This is a genomic window from Burkholderia sp. 9120 (genome assembly GCF_000745015.1).
Lineage (GTDB): Bacteria > Pseudomonadota > Gammaproteobacteria > Burkholderiales > Burkholderiaceae > Paraburkholderia.
In genome coordinates this window covers 4660046-4673870 of sequence record NZ_JQNA01000002.1, presented here as the reverse complement: position 1 = coordinate 4673870, position 13825 = coordinate 4660046, and the positions used below count along the sequence as shown (strand labels likewise).

14 protein-coding genes are annotated in these 13825 nt (G+C 63.6%); 8 read left to right on the top strand and 6 right to left on the bottom strand.

The genetic code is table 11. From position 1 onward, the window contains the following. Nucleotides 1-308: 308 nt before the first annotated feature. The 3 genes from FA94_RS28985 to FA94_RS28975 form a co-directional block, all read right to left on the bottom strand. A complete protein-coding gene (locus FA94_RS28985) occupies nt 309-1628 on the bottom strand; it encodes a cation:proton antiporter (RefSeq protein WP_035563343.1) in 1320 nt (439 codons plus the stop codon). A 98-nt stretch (nt 1629-1726) separates the two neighbouring features. Further along, nucleotides 1727-2254: a PRC-barrel domain-containing protein gene (locus tag FA94_RS28980; RefSeq protein ID WP_051980848.1), complete on the bottom strand. Its 528-nt coding sequence runs from the start codon at nt 2252-2254 to the stop codon at nt 1727-1729. Next, complete coding sequence (locus tag FA94_RS28975) at nt 2221-3531, bottom strand: DNA topoisomerase IB-related protein (RefSeq protein ID WP_081936200.1); 1311 nt, start codon at nt 3529-3531, stop codon at nt 2221-2223. The genes FA94_RS28980 and FA94_RS28975 overlap by 34 nt, the downstream gene beginning before the upstream one ends. A 172-nt stretch (nt 3532-3703) precedes the next feature. Between FA94_RS28975 and FA94_RS28970 the strand changes: the two genes are divergently transcribed. From FA94_RS28970 to FA94_RS28950, 5 genes are all read left to right on the top strand, one after another. Then, on the top strand, nt 3704-4063 hold the full coding sequence (locus FA94_RS28970) for a hypothetical protein (protein ID WP_035557841.1): 360 nt from the start codon (nt 3704-3706) through the stop codon (nt 4061-4063). A 121-nt stretch (nt 4064-4184) separates the two neighbouring features. Beyond that, complete coding sequence (locus FA94_RS28965) at nt 4185-4736, top strand: type 1 glutamine amidotransferase domain-containing protein (RefSeq protein ID WP_035557837.1); 552 nt, start codon at nt 4185-4187, stop codon at nt 4734-4736. 95 nt (nt 4737-4831) lie between these two features. Then, on the top strand, nt 4832-5395 hold the full coding sequence (locus tag FA94_RS28960) for a DUF4142 domain-containing protein (protein ID WP_035557834.1): 564 nt from the start codon (nt 4832-4834) through the stop codon (nt 5393-5395). Next, nucleotides 5392-5736, top strand: a complete 345-nt coding sequence (locus FA94_RS28955; RefSeq protein ID WP_035557831.1) for a DUF1488 family protein — start codon at nt 5392-5394, stop codon at nt 5734-5736. The genes FA94_RS28960 and FA94_RS28955 overlap by 4 nt, the downstream gene beginning before the upstream one ends. Nucleotides 5737-5854: 118 nt before the next feature. Then, nucleotides 5855-6436 (top strand): membrane protein, encoded by a 582-nt coding sequence (locus FA94_RS28950; protein WP_035557828.1) that lies wholly within the window; start codon nt 5855-5857, stop codon nt 6434-6436. Between the two features lie 121 nt (nt 6437-6557). Here FA94_RS28950 and FA94_RS28945 read toward each other — a convergent pair whose 3' ends face one another. Then, nucleotides 6558-6800 carry a hypothetical protein gene (locus FA94_RS28945; RefSeq protein ID WP_035557826.1) on the bottom strand — a complete coding sequence of 81 codons (243 nt, stop codon included), beginning with the start codon at nt 6798-6800 and terminating at the stop codon, nt 6558-6560. A 352-nt stretch (nt 6801-7152) separates the two neighbouring features. On the opposite strand from FA94_RS28945, the gene FA94_RS28940 reads away from it, so the two are divergent. Next, the gene (locus FA94_RS28940) at nt 7153-7605 is read left to right on the top strand and encodes a ferritin-like domain-containing protein (RefSeq protein ID WP_035557824.1); all 453 of its coding nucleotides are present in this window, start codon (nt 7153-7155) and stop codon (nt 7603-7605) included. 240 nt (nt 7606-7845) lie between these two features. On the opposite strand, the gene ilvD is transcribed toward FA94_RS28940, so the two are convergent. Next, nucleotides 7846-9705 carry a dihydroxy-acid dehydratase gene (gene ilvD / locus FA94_RS28935; RefSeq protein ID WP_035557822.1) on the bottom strand — a complete coding sequence of 620 codons (1860 nt, stop codon included), beginning with the start codon at nt 9703-9705 and terminating at the stop codon, nt 7846-7848. A gap of 359 nt (nt 9706-10064) precedes the next feature. Next, a complete protein-coding gene (locus tag FA94_RS28930; RefSeq protein ID WP_035557819.1) occupies nt 10065-10403 on the bottom strand; it encodes a BON domain-containing protein in 339 nt (112 codons plus the stop codon). A 525-nt stretch (nt 10404-10928) separates the two neighbouring features. Between FA94_RS28930 and FA94_RS28925 the strand changes: the two genes are divergently transcribed. Together FA94_RS28925 and FA94_RS28920 are read left to right on the top strand one after the other, a co-directional pair. Beyond that, entirely contained in the window at nt 10929-12422 is a 1494-nt protein-coding gene (locus tag FA94_RS28925) for an RNA polymerase factor sigma-54 (RefSeq protein ID WP_035557816.1), read from the top strand. A gap of 189 nt (nt 12423-12611) precedes the next feature. Then, nucleotides 12612-13802: a pyridoxal phosphate-dependent aminotransferase gene (locus FA94_RS28920; protein ID WP_035557813.1), complete on the top strand. Its 1191-nt coding sequence runs from the start codon at nt 12612-12614 to the stop codon at nt 13800-13802. The last annotated feature ends 23 nt before the right edge of the window (nt 13803-13825 follow it).

Sequence of the window (13825 nt, the reverse complement as noted above, 5' to 3'; positions counted from 1 at the left end):
GGCAAAATTGACCCGGTACTTTCGCATCGATGTCGTCGCGCTCTCAGCAATGAGTTAGCGGCTATCTTAGTTAACAATGCTTAAAGCGACTAGACTCGATTTTGGGTTTTTCGCTTTCCTCCAATGTCTATTGGCGCTAATTATTTTCAAAAAATGCATGACGCATCGGTATTCGAATCGAGCGCGAATGTTTCAGTCATTTGTTTGAAATGCCGCGTGTAATCGGCAGAGGCTTTACCGGCCGCTATGCATGCCGTTTGCATGGCGGCCGGTGCATGTTCGTTTCGGTGGCCAGCGTGCTGCGCTGATCAGGTTTCGCGGCTGCGCAAGCGGTGATACCAGTTCATCAACGGCGTAGCCGATACACCATGAATGACGACAGAGGCGGCAATCACCGCGAGCGTCAGCGGCACGAGTCGCGTGACGTCGGCGGGGGCGCCGTTTTCGAGCGCATATGCGAGGTAGTAAAACGAGCCGATGCCGCGAATGCCGAACCAGCTCATCAGCCGCCGTTGCGTAGGCGTCGCGCTCGAGCCGAGCAGTGAGAGTTCGACAGCAGCCGGCCGTACGATCACGAACAGCGCGGCGCACAGCGCAACCGTCTGCCATGTGAAGAGTTGGCCCGGCAGGTTGGCGAGCACGTTGCCGACCATCGCCATGACGGCCACTTCGGCAATGCGTTCGAGTTCGATCGTGAAACCGAGCACCGACTCCGTCATATACGCGTGCGCTTTGTCGGGATGCGCGGCGGTGGCTTCGACGTCTTCGGAATCGACCGTGCCGATCGCTTGGCGTGGCGAGACGCCGCCGCTCGCGCGATGTTCGACGCGGCGCATCGCGACGCCCGCGGCGAACACGGCCAGGAACCCGTACGTATTCGCGAGTTGCGCGGCGCCGAACGACAACACGATCAGCCCCAGTGCGAAAAAGCCTTCCAGCCCTAGCGCCTGCGCGTGACGCGTGCGCAGCCAGGCGACCGCATGCGTGGTGACCCAACCGAGCCCGCCGCCGATCAGGATCGCGCCCGCCACGCCCCACACCATGCCGCCGACGAGGGCGAGGTTCAGCAAGCTGGCCGCGTGACCGGCCGGCGTGGCGCAGAGCGCGAGGCCGAGCGCCGCGAAGGGCAGGGCAATGCCGTCGTTCAAACCGCCTTCGCCGGAGAGCGCGAAGCGCAAGAGGTCGTGATCGCCGGGATTGTGGACTTGCACGTCGTGCGCGAGCACGGGATCGGTCGGCGCGAGAATCGCGGCGAGCAGCAAGGCCGGCCCCCAGGTTAATTGCAGAACGTACACGCCGAATAGCGTCAGCAGCGGAATGGTCGCCAGCATCGCGACGAAGCCGAGCCGTAGCGGCACGGTCCAGAGTTTGTCGAATACGCCGAGCCGCAGGCGCAGACCGATGGCGAACAGCGAAACAAGCAGCGCGATTTCGGTGACGACACGCAGCACATGCGCGTCGGCGACCATATCGAGGCGCAACAGATCGAAGCCGGGCGGCCCGAGCAGGTAGCCGATCAGCAGATAAAACATCGCGGCGCTGACGGGCAGCCGCCGCAGTGTCGTCGCCGCCACGCCCATGAAAACCAGCACGGCGCCGACGATAAGAAACCACAGTGTTTCGTGCATGAGCATCCGGTTAAGGTCGGCATGCGGGGAATGCATGCCGACCGGTTGAAGAGCAGCGTGAAGCCGGACGCGTTACGCCAGAGTTTGCTGGCGCGGCCTTAGAGCTTCAACCCGCCCGCTTCGGGCGCGTCCGACGATCCCGCCGGGATATCGCCGACGCCCAGGTCGTCGCGTGTGTCGTATGCACCGCGGCCCCAATACGGTTCGCTGCCGTAGTACTGATGCACGGAGGTGGCCCAGGTCTGGTCCGCCATGGCCGGCCAATGATCCTTGTCGAATCCCGGCGCGTTCTTGACGCGCTCGGCGGTCATGTTCAGCATGAAGCACTTCTGCTCGGTATCGAGCGTCAGCGCGTGCCAGGGAATGGCCATCAGCTTGTCGCCGATACCGAGAAAACCGCCGCTCGACAGCACCGCGTACGCCACCCGGCCCGAGCCGACGTCAAGCATGATGTCCTTGATTTTGCCGATGTCTTCGCCGTCGCTGCTGAGCACCTTGTTGCCGTCGAGGGTGGCCGCGGCCATCACGTCCGGACCGGGACCTTCCGCGGTTGCGCTGCCTTTGCCGACGATGCGGGCGCCCTGGCCCTGGCTCATGCCGGCTTGCGTCTGTGACTGGTTGAGCATGATGTGACTCCTCTACAGGTTGGATGTACGCAAGCTGCAGCAACCGGCGTTCCCTGGCGTCTCGCCTTGCGCACCACACGCGATTTCTTCAGCAAACTCGTCAACGTATCGTCGACGCTCTCCGCTACCGCCGCCTCGCGCGTCTTGCGTCCCTTCGCGCCGGCCTGACGTGCCAAACTGGCCGCGCGTTTCTCCGCATGCGCGAGCAACGCGGCAAACGCGACTTCATCCACCCGCAAGCCCCGGCGCGTCTGACCCGGCGGTAGCGTTTGCAACTCATCGGCTTCAAACGCGCCGATCACCGCCGGATGAATGTAGCAACGCCGGCACACCGCGGGCGTATTGCGCAATAACGCCGCCACGTCCTTGACGGTCGCCACCAGATGGTGGCGCGCTTCCGCCGCGCTGCCGCAGATCAAGCGCCGCAACGCGGCCAGCGCATAGACACTGCCGGCCCACGTCCGATAGTCCTTGGCGGTGAAATCCGCACCGCTCGCACTGCGCAGGTAGTCGTTGATATCGGCCGAGCCGACCGTGTGGCGCGAGCCGTCGTCGTCGAGATACTGGAACAGGTCGTGACCCGGCAGTTCCGCGCAGCGCCGCACGATCCGCTTGATGCGCGGATTGTTTACCGTGACGTCGTGCTCGATGCCGCTCTTGCCGCGAAACCTGAAACGTAATTGCCCGGCTTCGATTTTCATGTGCTTCTTGCGCAGCGTCGTCAAACCGTACGACTGGTTATCGCGCGCGTATTCAACACTGCCGATGCGGATCAGCGTCGTATCCAGCAACTGCACGATCGCGGCGATCACCTTGTCGCACGGCATGCCCGGCAGCTTCAGATCGCGCGCCACGCGGGCGCGGATCTTCGGCAGCGCGCGGCCGAACTCGGCCATGCGCTCGTATTTGTCGGCATCGCGTGTTTCGCGCCAGCGCGGGTGATAGCGGTATTGCTTGCGGCCTCGCGCGTCACGGCCGGTGGCCTGGATGTGGCCGCGCCTGTCGGGGCAGATCCACACGTCTTCATAAGCCGGTGGAATCGCGAGTGCGTTGATGCGTTTGATCTCGTCTTCGTCGTCGATGAGCTTGCCCGCCGCGTCGAAGTAGGTGAAGCCGTTCTTATCGCTATCGCGCTTGCGGGTGTAGCCGGGTTTGGTGTCGTCGGCGTGGCGCAGACCTGGCGGCATGGCCGGCGGCGCGGCTGGCGTCGCGCTTTGAGCTGCGCTGTCGCCGGGACGTTCCGCGCGGCGCGGGTTCGGAATGGACGTGTCGGTCATGGTCGCAGGTAGAAGTTTCAAGCATGGGGCGCCGATGGGGCACTACGTCGCCGATGCCTGCGCATCAAGCAAAGGCAGTGCCCGGCGCATGCTGCAGCGCACTGCGCAAACACGGGCGGAACGGTCCTTGCGCCAGCTCTACTACCGACCTCAATACACGAAGGAGCCAGCCATGAGCAGCACGCTAAACCCCGATGAAGAGCCGCAACAGGTGGTCAAACAAACGGCGGGCACGACCGGCGCGCTCGGTCCGAGCGATTCGTCCGACAGCGGCAGCGACATTGCCGGCGCGAAACGCCATGCGTTCGACGTCGATTCGGAACTGGACAACCACGCGCTCGAAACCGGCGACAGCGAACTCGGTAGCGATACGGATCGCGCGGGCACGGGCGAGCGCGCCGCAGCCGACGGCGACTCGACGCTCACGCCGGACCGCGATATCGAACCGGACCGCGTGATCGACCCGATCGACCCGATCTACCCTTTAGCCCGCGACGACGACGGTCTCGACGACGATCCGCACGGACTTTGATGCGCGACGGTGGCATAGGCGTACCGACATAGGCACACCTTTTGCTGCTATCCCCACAACGAAGGGACCTCGCCGCGTGACGCGCCCGGTCCCAGCACTCATCTAAAGATGGAGAGCACGAATGAGCAACACGCTGAATGGCTGCAAGATCGCGGTCCTCGCCATGGACGGTTTCGAGCAGGCGGAACTGATCGAGCCGAAACGCGCGCTCGCCGATGCGGGCGCCACCGTACACGTTATTTCGTCGAAGCCCGGCAAGATCCAGGGCTTCAAACATGTCGACAAGGGCGACACGGTCGACGTCGATATCACCTTCGACAAAGTCACCGCGTCCGACTACGACGCCGTGGTGCTGCCTGGCGGCGTGGTGAACGGCGACGCGATCCGTCTGCTGCCGCAGGCTCAGGCCTTCGTCAAAGCCGCCGACAGCGCGAAGAAGCCGATCGCGGTGATCTGCCACGGCACATGGCTGCCGGTGTCGGCCGGGATCATCAAGGGCCGCACGGTGACGAGCTGGCCGAGCTTGCAGGACGATATTCGCAATGCGGGCGGGACGTGGGTCGATCAGGAGGTCGTCGAGGACGGCAACCTGATTACGAGCCGCAAACCCGACGATCTGCCCGCATTCAACAAAACGCTGATTGCGCAACTATCCAGGCGCAAGGCGGCATAAGCGCGAGCGATGAACGCGGCGCGCCGGACCACAAACCCGGCGGCGTCGTGTGGCAACGCAGTGCGTCGGTGAACCCGTCGACAGGGAGAAAATGCATGAAACTCCGGTATTCCCTACAAGTGATGACGACCGCGCTGGGGCTGGGCGTGGCGTCGATCGGCGCGGTGTACGCGCAAGCCAGCGACGCCCCGGCCAGCGATGCGCCGGTTAGCGGCACGCAACTCTCGCCGGCCGACCAGCAGTTCGTGCAGGACGCGTCACAAGCCGACGCCACCGAAATCGCCGCCAGCAAGATCGCGCTGAAGAACGCCAGCGATCCGCACGTGAAGAAATTCGCGCAGCAGATGATCGTCGATCACACGAAACTCTCGCATGGCATGGCGGCGCTGGTCGCGAAGAAGGGCTTCACGACGACGCCGTCCGCGGATGCCGCACTGGTCGGCAAACTTCAAACGCTGAAGGGCAACGCGTTCGATCAGGCGTACGTCGAGCAGATCGGACTGGAAGCGCATCAGCGCGCGGTCGACCTGTTCCAGCAGGAAGCGCAGAGCGGCACCGACTCGCAACTGAAGGCCGCTGCCGCGCATGCGTTGCCGACCATCAAACATCATCTCGCGATGGCGCAGCAACTCGCCGGCGCCTTGAAGGGTTCGTCATGAACGCGATCCTGCCGCGTCCGGCCTATGAGGACTCACTGATGCAGATCACTTTTCCCGACGACAAACCGGCCTTCGACGGCGCGAATCTGGTGGTGCGCTTCATGGCGCGCGTGGACGGCGAAGTCGTGTCGTGCGCGATCACCGCCGAAGCGCTGGAAGATCATTTCGGCGCCGAATCCGCGCTCGAATCCGCGTTGATGTCCGCGTTCGACAAAGGCCGCCATCGCATCCGTTCGGTCTGCGCGGAAGCGCTCGACCTGAATGCCGGCGAAGGCGTAGTGTTGCATAGCGGACTGTTCAGAGTGGAAGGCATGGAACCGGATCGCGGCGCCACGGCGTAGTGCCAATGCGGTCGTGTGCTCGCTGTGTGTTTGGTGTGTGCCTGCTTGAACGTCTTGCAGCGCAGCAATGCATGATCGCGCAGTTCGCGAACGTCAATCAACGATGCAAGGAGGCCTTATGTCACTCATCGTCGCAGCACGTTTCACGACTTTTCCGACCGCAGAAGACGCGGCGCAGAAGCTCTTCAACGCAGGTTTCGTCGAAGAAGACGTCACGCTGTTTTTCGTCAATCCGCGCGGCCAGCATGCGCGTTATCCGATTGGCGGCGATACCGGCACCGACGCGAATGCGAAGGACGCGCCGAAGGGCGCCGGTCTCGGCGTCACGATCGGTGCGGTAGCGGGCGCGGTGGTGGGCGTCGGTATTTTTGCGGCGTTTTCGGCGCCGATTATCGTGTCGCTGATCGCGGCCGGTGTTGGCGCTTATATCGGCTCGCTCGCCGGCGCGATGATGCGTACGCGGGGCGGCGGGACGCCGGGTCATCGCTCACCTTTTCACGAGGAAACCCGCGATTCGGGCGTGCTGGTCGCGGTTCATGTATCGCCGGACAATCAGTTCGACGCCGCGCGCGTGCTGCGTGAAGCGGGCGGCGCGGCGGTCGAGCGCGCGACCGGCCGCTGGCAGCAGGGACGCTGGGCGGACTTCGATCCGCTGAAGCAGCCGGAGCCGTTGAACGAGTTCAAGGAAAGACACGCTTGATACAGCGCGCGTGAGGGGCGTCCTGATTCGTTCTGGACGCCTTGAATAGCAAACGGCCCGACGATGTCGGGCCGTTTTTGCGTTGCTTGACTTGCTTGACTCGATGGCTGGGACGCCCCCTTCACACCCAGATTCGCGGCGCGTCATGCGGCGGCACCGGCGCACGATCCACCTGACGATTGTCGCCGGTTGCTTCGCAACCGGCGGGCACCAGACCTTCGTGCATCGCGCCGCAAGTCGCCGACATGTTTTGCATGCTCGCCGGCGGCGTTTCGTGTTGCAGGAGATGTTCGCGAATCTGCATCACGGTCGCTGAGGTGACGATTGCAACCGCAACCAGACATTCCGCGCGCCTGATTTTCATGGTGACACTCCCTGTCGTTTTTGCCTGCCTGTTGTTCTGAATTCCTTCGCACGAGTGGCCGTATGTTGTGTTTGTCGGCGTCGTGCGGGCGCAGCATATAGAGCAACAGTCGTGCCATTCGTGAAAGCGCCGTGCAACAGGGCGCTCAGCGCATGCGTGACGAGTGCGGCGCGCAACATTTACGTGGCTTGGCAAGAATGGCAGCGGCACAGAAGGCTCTTTCGCGCCGAATTCGCCTTATCACCTTTGCCTGCCGGGCACGCGTCATGCGGATATCTCTACGAAGGCCGTCGGCGGGTCGCACTTGCCGGCTGACGGATTCGACGATCAACGAAACCCCTGGAGGTATTGCATGGCTACGAACGTTGTTTCCGTACTGAACGATCTGGTCGAAACGTCGAAGGACGGCGAGAAGGGCTTTCGCAAAGCGTCCGATGACGCGCACGACGCGCAGTTGAAGACGATGTTTCTATCGCGTGCCGAAGACTGCACGCGTGGCGCGCGTGAGTTGCAGGACGCCGTGCAGGCGTTGGGCGGCAAGCCCGACACGGGCGGCAGCATGAGCGGCGCGTTGCATCGCGGTTGGGTCGATCTGAAGTCGGCCGTCACGGACCGCAGCGACCACGACATTCTGGCCGACTGTGAAAAGGGCGAAGACGTCGCGAAGAAGCACTATCACGACGCGCTCGAAAAGGATTTGCCGGTGGACGTTCGCGCGATCGTCGAACGGCAGTATCAGGGCGTGCTGCAGAACCATGACCGCGTGCGCGATCTGCGCGATCAGTATGCGGCGGCGAAGCGTTGATAGTGGGCGAATCTGCGGCCGCGTTGTTAGTGGCCGCATGAGGTCGTTGCTTGAGTAGGTTGGCGGCCTGGTGCTTGTAAAAGCGCCAGGCCGTTTCGCATTAAGCGTGGCGCTGCGCGATGCTCGCCACAGCGATCGCACTGCGCATCGCTGTGAACGTCGCAGTGAACATCGCGCCCATAAAAAAAGCCGCTCCACAGAGCGGCTTCAATACGAACGGGCACACGGGCCGCCGCGAGATCAGTCGTCCAGCAGCGACAGATCGCGCACTGCGCCCTTATCGGCCGACATCACCAGCTTGGCGTACGCCTTCAGCGCCGCGGACACTTTGCGCGGACGCGGATTCGCAGGCTTCCAGCCCTTCGCGTTCTGTTCTTCGCGACGGCGCGCGAGTTCCTCATCGGACACCAGTACGTTGATCGTGCGGTTCGGAATGTCGATGCGGATCTTGTCGCCGTTACGCACCAGGCCGATCGCGCCGCCGGCTGCCGCCTCAGGCGAGCAGTGGCCGATCGACAGGCCCGAGGTGCCGCCCGAGAAGCGGCCGTCGGTCAGCAGCGCGCAGGCTTTGCCCAGACCCTTCGACTTGATGTAGCTCGTCGGGTAGAGCATTTCCTGCATGCCGGGGCCGCCCTTGGGGCCTTCGTAGCGCACGATCACCACGTCGCCGGCCTTGACCTTGTCGTTGAGAATATCTTCGACCGCTTCGTCCTGCGACTCGGTCACATGGGCCGTGCCTTCGAACACGTGAATGCTCTCGTCGACGCCCGCGGTCTTCACGACGCAACCGTCGAGCGCGATGTTGCCGGTCAGCACGCCGAGGCCGCCTTCTTTCGAGAACGCGTGTTCGTACGAACGGATGCAACCTTCGGCGCGGTCCAGATCCAGGCTTGGCCAACGCGTGTTCTGGCTGAACGCGATCTGCGTCGGCACACCGGCGGGGCCTGCCATGTAGAAGGTGCGCACGGCCTCGTCTTGCGTACGGACGATATCCCACTGGTCCAGCGCATCTTTCAGCGTGGCGGTGTGGACCGTAGGCACGTCGGTGTGCAGCTTGCCGGCGCGGTCCAGTTCGCCCAGGATCGCCATGATGCCGCCCGCGCGATGCACGTCTTCGATGTGGTACTTGTTGGTGTTCGGCGCCACCTTGCACAACTGCGGCACGATACGCGACAGGCGGTCGATGTCGGTCATCGTGAAGTCGATCTCCGCTTCGCGGGCAATCGCCAGCAAGTGCAGGATCGTGTTGGTCGAACCGCCCATGGCGATGTCCAGCGTCATGGCGTTTTCGAACGCCTTGAAGCCCACCGCGCGCGGCAGGATCGACGCGTTTTCTTCTTCGTAATACTGGCGAGCCAGTTCCACCACCTGGCGGCCGGCGCGCTTGAACAACTGCTCGCGGTCCGCGTGGGTGGCCACCACCGTGCCGTTACCCGGCAGCGACAGACCGAGCGCTTCGGTCAGGCAGTTCATCGAATTGGCCGTGAACATGCCCGAGCACGAACCGCAGGTCGGGCAGGCGGAGCGCTCCACTTCGGCGACATCGGCGTCGGAATAGCTCGGGTCGGCGGCGATCACCATGGCGTCCACCAGGTCGAGCTTCTTGAACTCGATGGTGCCGGTCTTGGGATTCGCGAGGCGCGTCTTGCCGGCTTCCATCGGGCCGCCCGACACGAAGATCACCGGAATGTTGAGCCGCATGGCGGCCATCAGCATGCCCGGGGTGATCTTGTCGCAGTTCGAGATGCAGACCATGGCGTCGGCGCAGTGCGCATTGACCATGTATTCGACCGAGTCCGCGATGATGTCGCGGCTGGGCAGCGAATACAGCATGCCGTCGTGGCCCATGGCAATGCCGTCGTCGACGGCAATGGTGTTGAATTCTTTGGCGACGCCACCCGCGGCTTCGATTTCGCGCGCGACGAGCTGGCCCAGGTCTTTCAGATGCACGTGGCCGGGCACGAACTGCGTGAACGAATTGACGACCGCGATGATCGGCTTGGAAAAGTCTTCGTCTTTCATGCCGGTGGCGCGCCACAGCGAGCGCGCCCCTGCCATGTTGCGGCCGGCGGTGGAGGTTTTGGAACGGTATGCGGGCATGGTGGTGGTTGAAAAGTAACGCGGAAAGGGTAGCGGGCCACGGGAGTAAAGGCCCCTCACGCGCCCGTGCGAACAACCTTTTGAGCCGCGCTTCGGGCAAACTTTGTGATTATCCCATACCGGTCGAAGGCGTGCGGCTCAAGGGTTCCGGGCGAGCGGGACCAGGCGGAGCCAGGCGGGGCGAATGCGCCGGACGCACCTCACGCAGCGCGAACACACGGCAGAAGCGGCAAAAACTCCAGGAACGGCGCGGCAAAGAAAAAGCCGTTCGCGCAGGGCGAACGGCTTTGCTGTATTCCGCAGAGGCGCCGCGGGAAGGGACCGGTGCTGACCGGCCCCACCCGTCGGCTTGCCCGAGCTTATTCGGCGGCGATCTTCAGATGGTTCTTCACGCTCGACACACCCTTGACGGCTTCGACCACTTCGCCGGCCGCGGCCTTGTCGTCGGACGAAGGCACCGAACCCGTGAGCCACACCACGCCCTTGCGGGTCTTCACGTGGATATGGGTCGACTTGACGTTCTTGGCCGCGAGCAGATCGGCCTTGGCCTTGGTGGTGATGGAGCCGTCGTCAACGTGCTGACCGATGGTTTCCGACGCGGCCGACGGCGCCGAAGCGCTCGTTTGCGCCGTAGCGTTCAGTGCGAATGCGACACAAGCAATGCTACCTGCTGCCTTGAGAAATTGGATCGTCTTCATGGTTTCTCCTTCGGGTGTTGATGAAAATGGCGGTCTTGTTGCCTGCGAACGATCGCGGCCGAAGCCGCTGATGACTCGCGTGGGGTCGTTGCCGCTACGGTTCCGTCACGGCCCGTTATCGACACCGGACGAGGGTGCTTGCTGCGCTTCGCGGCGTTGCTGCCGTGCTGCGTTGCCGCGCTGACTGCCGCTGCAAAAACCCGCGTCCGTCCACATAGTGCTCATCCGCAAGGGGTGTGCCCGGCTGAGGGTCGAGTCGTCCCACGAACCCGCCAAGCCGTTACGGGGCGGACATTTCGCCTGAGGAATAGCGGGGAATAGCGGCGCGACGCGGCGCCAGGCGGCTTGCGCCGACGGGGTCCGGAATTTGCCGGGTGTTTGTAAAAAAGGCCGCGCGGCTCCTGCGCAATTGGCGGGCCTGAAAACGCAAACCATATAAAAAACAGTGTGTTGCGCGAGCTGGTACGACAGTTGCTCTATTGAGGTCACGAACCATCTTTCGGCTACTAACGGGACCTCACTACAATGCCTTCCATCGAACTTCGCACAAGGCAGTCTCTCGCACTCACGCCGCGTCTTCAGCAATCGGTGCGTCTGTTGCAGTTGTCGTCTCTCGAGTTTCAACAGGAGTTGCGCACGGCGCTCGACACCAACCCGTTCCTCGAGTACGACTCGTCGGAAACGGAAGACGTTGCGCTGGCAACCACCTCGTCGGGCGAAGACGCCGGCGCGTTGCCCTCGACCGATACCGTCGCGAGCGCCGAACCCGAGGCCATGCCCGCCGAAGCAGCCAGCGGCGACTCGATGGAAAGCTCGGGCCAGGACGACATGCCGGGCGACTTCGGCGGCGAGTTCTCGGGCGACTACGGCAGCCGTAGCTCGTCGCGTCAGAACGGCGATTCCGACAGCAGCGATCCCGCCGAATGGGCGCGTTCGCAACCTACGTTGCGCGAGCAACTGCACGATTCGCTGCGCCTGTATCGCCTCGACGATCGCGATCGCGCGGTGGCCCGTTTCATTATCGAAGCGCTCGACGACGACGGCTATCTGCGTCAGGACCTCGCGGATCTCGCCGACAGCGTCGATCTCGAACCGGAACTGACTGAAGACGAATTGCTGGTGGCGCTGCGTCTCGTGCAATCGCTCGACCGTCCGGGTTTGGGCGCGCGTTCGCTGTCGGAGTGTCTGTCGCTGCAGGTGAATGCGTTGCCGGCCGACACGCCGGGACGTGATGTCGCACGACAGATCGTCGATCATCATCTGGAACGTCTCGCGCGGCGCGAGCAGGCCGAATTGCAGAAGCAGATCGGCTGCAGCGCGGATGAATTGCGCGTGGCCTGCGCGCTGGTGCGCAAGCTCGACCCGAAGCCGGGCAACTGCTACGGCCGTACCGAAGACAACTACGTGGTGCCGGACGTGATCGTGCGTCAGGTGCGCAACAAGTGGGCGGTGGCGATCAATCCGGCGGTGCAGCCGCGTGCCCGCATTCACCGCATGTATGCGGAACTGTTCGCGCAGTCGGCCGGCGCCAGCCGTTCGCCGCTCGCGCAGCAGTTGCAGGAAGCGCGCTGGCTGATCCGTAACGCGCAGCAGCGCTTTGACACGATTCAGCGCGTGGCCGAATGCATCGTCGCGCATCAGAAAGCGTTCTTCCAGTATGGTGAAATCGCGCTCAAGCCGATGGTGCTGCGCGATGTGGCCGACGAACTCGGTCTGCACGAGTCCACGATTTCGCGGGCCACGGGCAACAAATATATGGCCACGCCGCGCGGCATTTTCGAATTCAAGCATTTCTTCCCGCGCGAGTTGGGCACGGAAAGCGGTGGAACCTGTTCGGCTGCCGCGGTGCGGGCGCTGCTCAAGGAAATGATCGCAGCGGAAAACGCGCGCGATCCGCTGTCGGACGTCTCGCTTGCGAAGATGCTCGCCGATCAGGGCGTGCTGGTGGCGCGTCGTACGGTGGCGAAGTACCGGCATCTGATGAAGGTGCCGCCGGCGGAATTGCGTCGGCAGATGTGAGCGTCGGCGTCGCTGCCGGCGTCGTCACCAGGCGGCGCATGCTTGCCGCGAAAAGGCTGCGCTGAACCGATGTCAAAAGTCAAAAGAAGCGCCACGCGAACTGTCCGTTCGCGTGGCGCTTTTTCGTATCTGGACGTTTAGTGTTTGCCCCATTACATTGGCGGGTCCAGTAAAAACGGGGTGAACGCAATGAAGTACTCGAATCTGGTGGAGCGCCTGCAGGGCAGACGCACGTCGGCGTGGGAAATTCATCGCGCCGCGCAACAGGCGCTGGCCAGCGGCGAAGATGTCATCGTGCTGAGCGTGGGCGACCCCGATTTCGCGACGCCCGCGCCAATTGTCGAGCGCGCGGTCGAGGCATTGCGCGGCGGCGACACACACTACAGCGCGGTGTCCGGCCGCGAACCCGTGCGTGTGGCGATCGCCGAAGAGCACACGCGCATGACCGGCTGCGCCACCCGCGCGGCCAACGTGATCCTGACCGCCGGCGCGCAGAATGGCGTATTCGCCGCGTCGCTGTGCCTGCTGCAAGCCGGCGACGAAGTGATCGTCCCCGAGCCGATGTATCTGACTTACGAGGCCTGCGTGCGCGCGGCGGGCGCCACGCTGGTGGCCGTGCCGGTCGACGCCGCGCGCGCCTTTCATATCGACTGCGACGTGCTCGAAGCGGCGATCACGCCGCGCACCCGGGCCATTTTCTTTGCGACGCCGTGCAATCCCACCGGCGTGGTGATGCCGCGTGTCGATCTGGAACGCATCGCACGGCTCGCTTGCGAGCATGATCTGTGGGTGCTGTCCGACGAGGTGTATGCAGAGCTCACGTTCGAACGCGAGCATGTGAGCATCGGGGCGTTGCCCGGCATGGCGGAGCGCACGGTGACGCTCGGCAGTCTGTCGAAATCGCATGCCATGGCGGGCTGGCGCGTCGGTTGGGCGATTGGCCCGACAGAGTTGATCGAGCATTGGGGGCGGCTCGCGCTCGCCATGCTCTATGGTTTGCCGGGCTTTATCCAGGAGGCCGCGTTGACGGCGTTGCAGCATAAGGCGCACATCGCCGCTGAAATGCGCGAGATCTATCGGCGTCGCCGCGACGTGGTGTTCGAGCGCCTGCATCGCGTGCCGGGTTTGCGCTGTCTGCTGCCCGAAGCGGGCATGTTCATGATGGTCGACGTGAGCGGCACCGGCCTCGATACGGTCGATTTCACGTGGCAACTGTTTCGCGCGAAAGGCGTGTCGCTGCTCGACGCGAGCGCGTTCGGCGATACCGCGAATGGCTTCGTGCGGCTCGGTTTCGTGGTCGATGAAGCGCAACTGATCGACGCGTGCGAGCGGATCGCGGCGTTTGTCGGCGGATTGAAGGCGGCGCGGGTATCGGCGTAGATCGGCGTAGATCGACGACTGGC

Excerpts from the sequence above, each read along its gene's own strand:
- FA94_RS28985 (WP_035563343.1), bottom strand. The coding sequence starts at position 1,628 with ATGCACGAAACACTGTGGTTTCTTATCGTCGGCGCCGTGCTGGTTTTC.
- FA94_RS28980 (WP_051980848.1), bottom strand. The coding sequence starts at position 2,254 with ATGCTCAACCAGTCACAGACGCAAGCCGGCATGAGCCAGGGCCAGGGC.
- FA94_RS28975 (WP_081936200.1), bottom strand. The coding sequence starts at position 3,531 with ATGACCGACACGTCCATTCCGAACCCGCGCCGCGCGGAACGTCCCGGC.
- FA94_RS28970 (WP_035557841.1), top strand. The coding sequence starts at position 3,704 with ATGAGCAGCACGCTAAACCCCGATGAAGAGCCGCAACAGGTGGTCAAA.
- FA94_RS28965 (WP_035557837.1), top strand. The coding sequence starts at position 4,185 with ATGAGCAACACGCTGAATGGCTGCAAGATCGCGGTCCTCGCCATGGAC.
- FA94_RS28960 (WP_035557834.1), top strand. The coding sequence starts at position 4,832 with ATGAAACTCCGGTATTCCCTACAAGTGATGACGACCGCGCTGGGGCTG.
- FA94_RS28955 (WP_035557831.1), top strand. The coding sequence starts at position 5,392 with ATGAACGCGATCCTGCCGCGTCCGGCCTATGAGGACTCACTGATGCAG.
- FA94_RS28950 (WP_035557828.1), top strand. The coding sequence starts at position 5,855 with ATGTCACTCATCGTCGCAGCACGTTTCACGACTTTTCCGACCGCAGAA.
- FA94_RS28945 (WP_035557826.1), bottom strand. The coding sequence starts at position 6,800 with ATGAAAATCAGGCGCGCGGAATGTCTGGTTGCGGTTGCAATCGTCACC.
- FA94_RS28940 (WP_035557824.1), top strand. The coding sequence starts at position 7,153 with ATGGCTACGAACGTTGTTTCCGTACTGAACGATCTGGTCGAAACGTCG.
- ilvD (WP_035557822.1), bottom strand. The coding sequence starts at position 9,705 with ATGCCCGCATACCGTTCCAAAACCTCCACCGCCGGCCGCAACATGGCA.
- FA94_RS28930 (WP_035557819.1), bottom strand. The coding sequence starts at position 10,403 with ATGAAGACGATCCAATTTCTCAAGGCAGCAGGTAGCATTGCTTGTGTC.
- FA94_RS28925 (WP_035557816.1), top strand. The coding sequence starts at position 10,929 with ATGCCTTCCATCGAACTTCGCACAAGGCAGTCTCTCGCACTCACGCCG.
- FA94_RS28920 (WP_035557813.1), top strand. The coding sequence starts at position 12,612 with ATGAAGTACTCGAATCTGGTGGAGCGCCTGCAGGGCAGACGCACGTCG.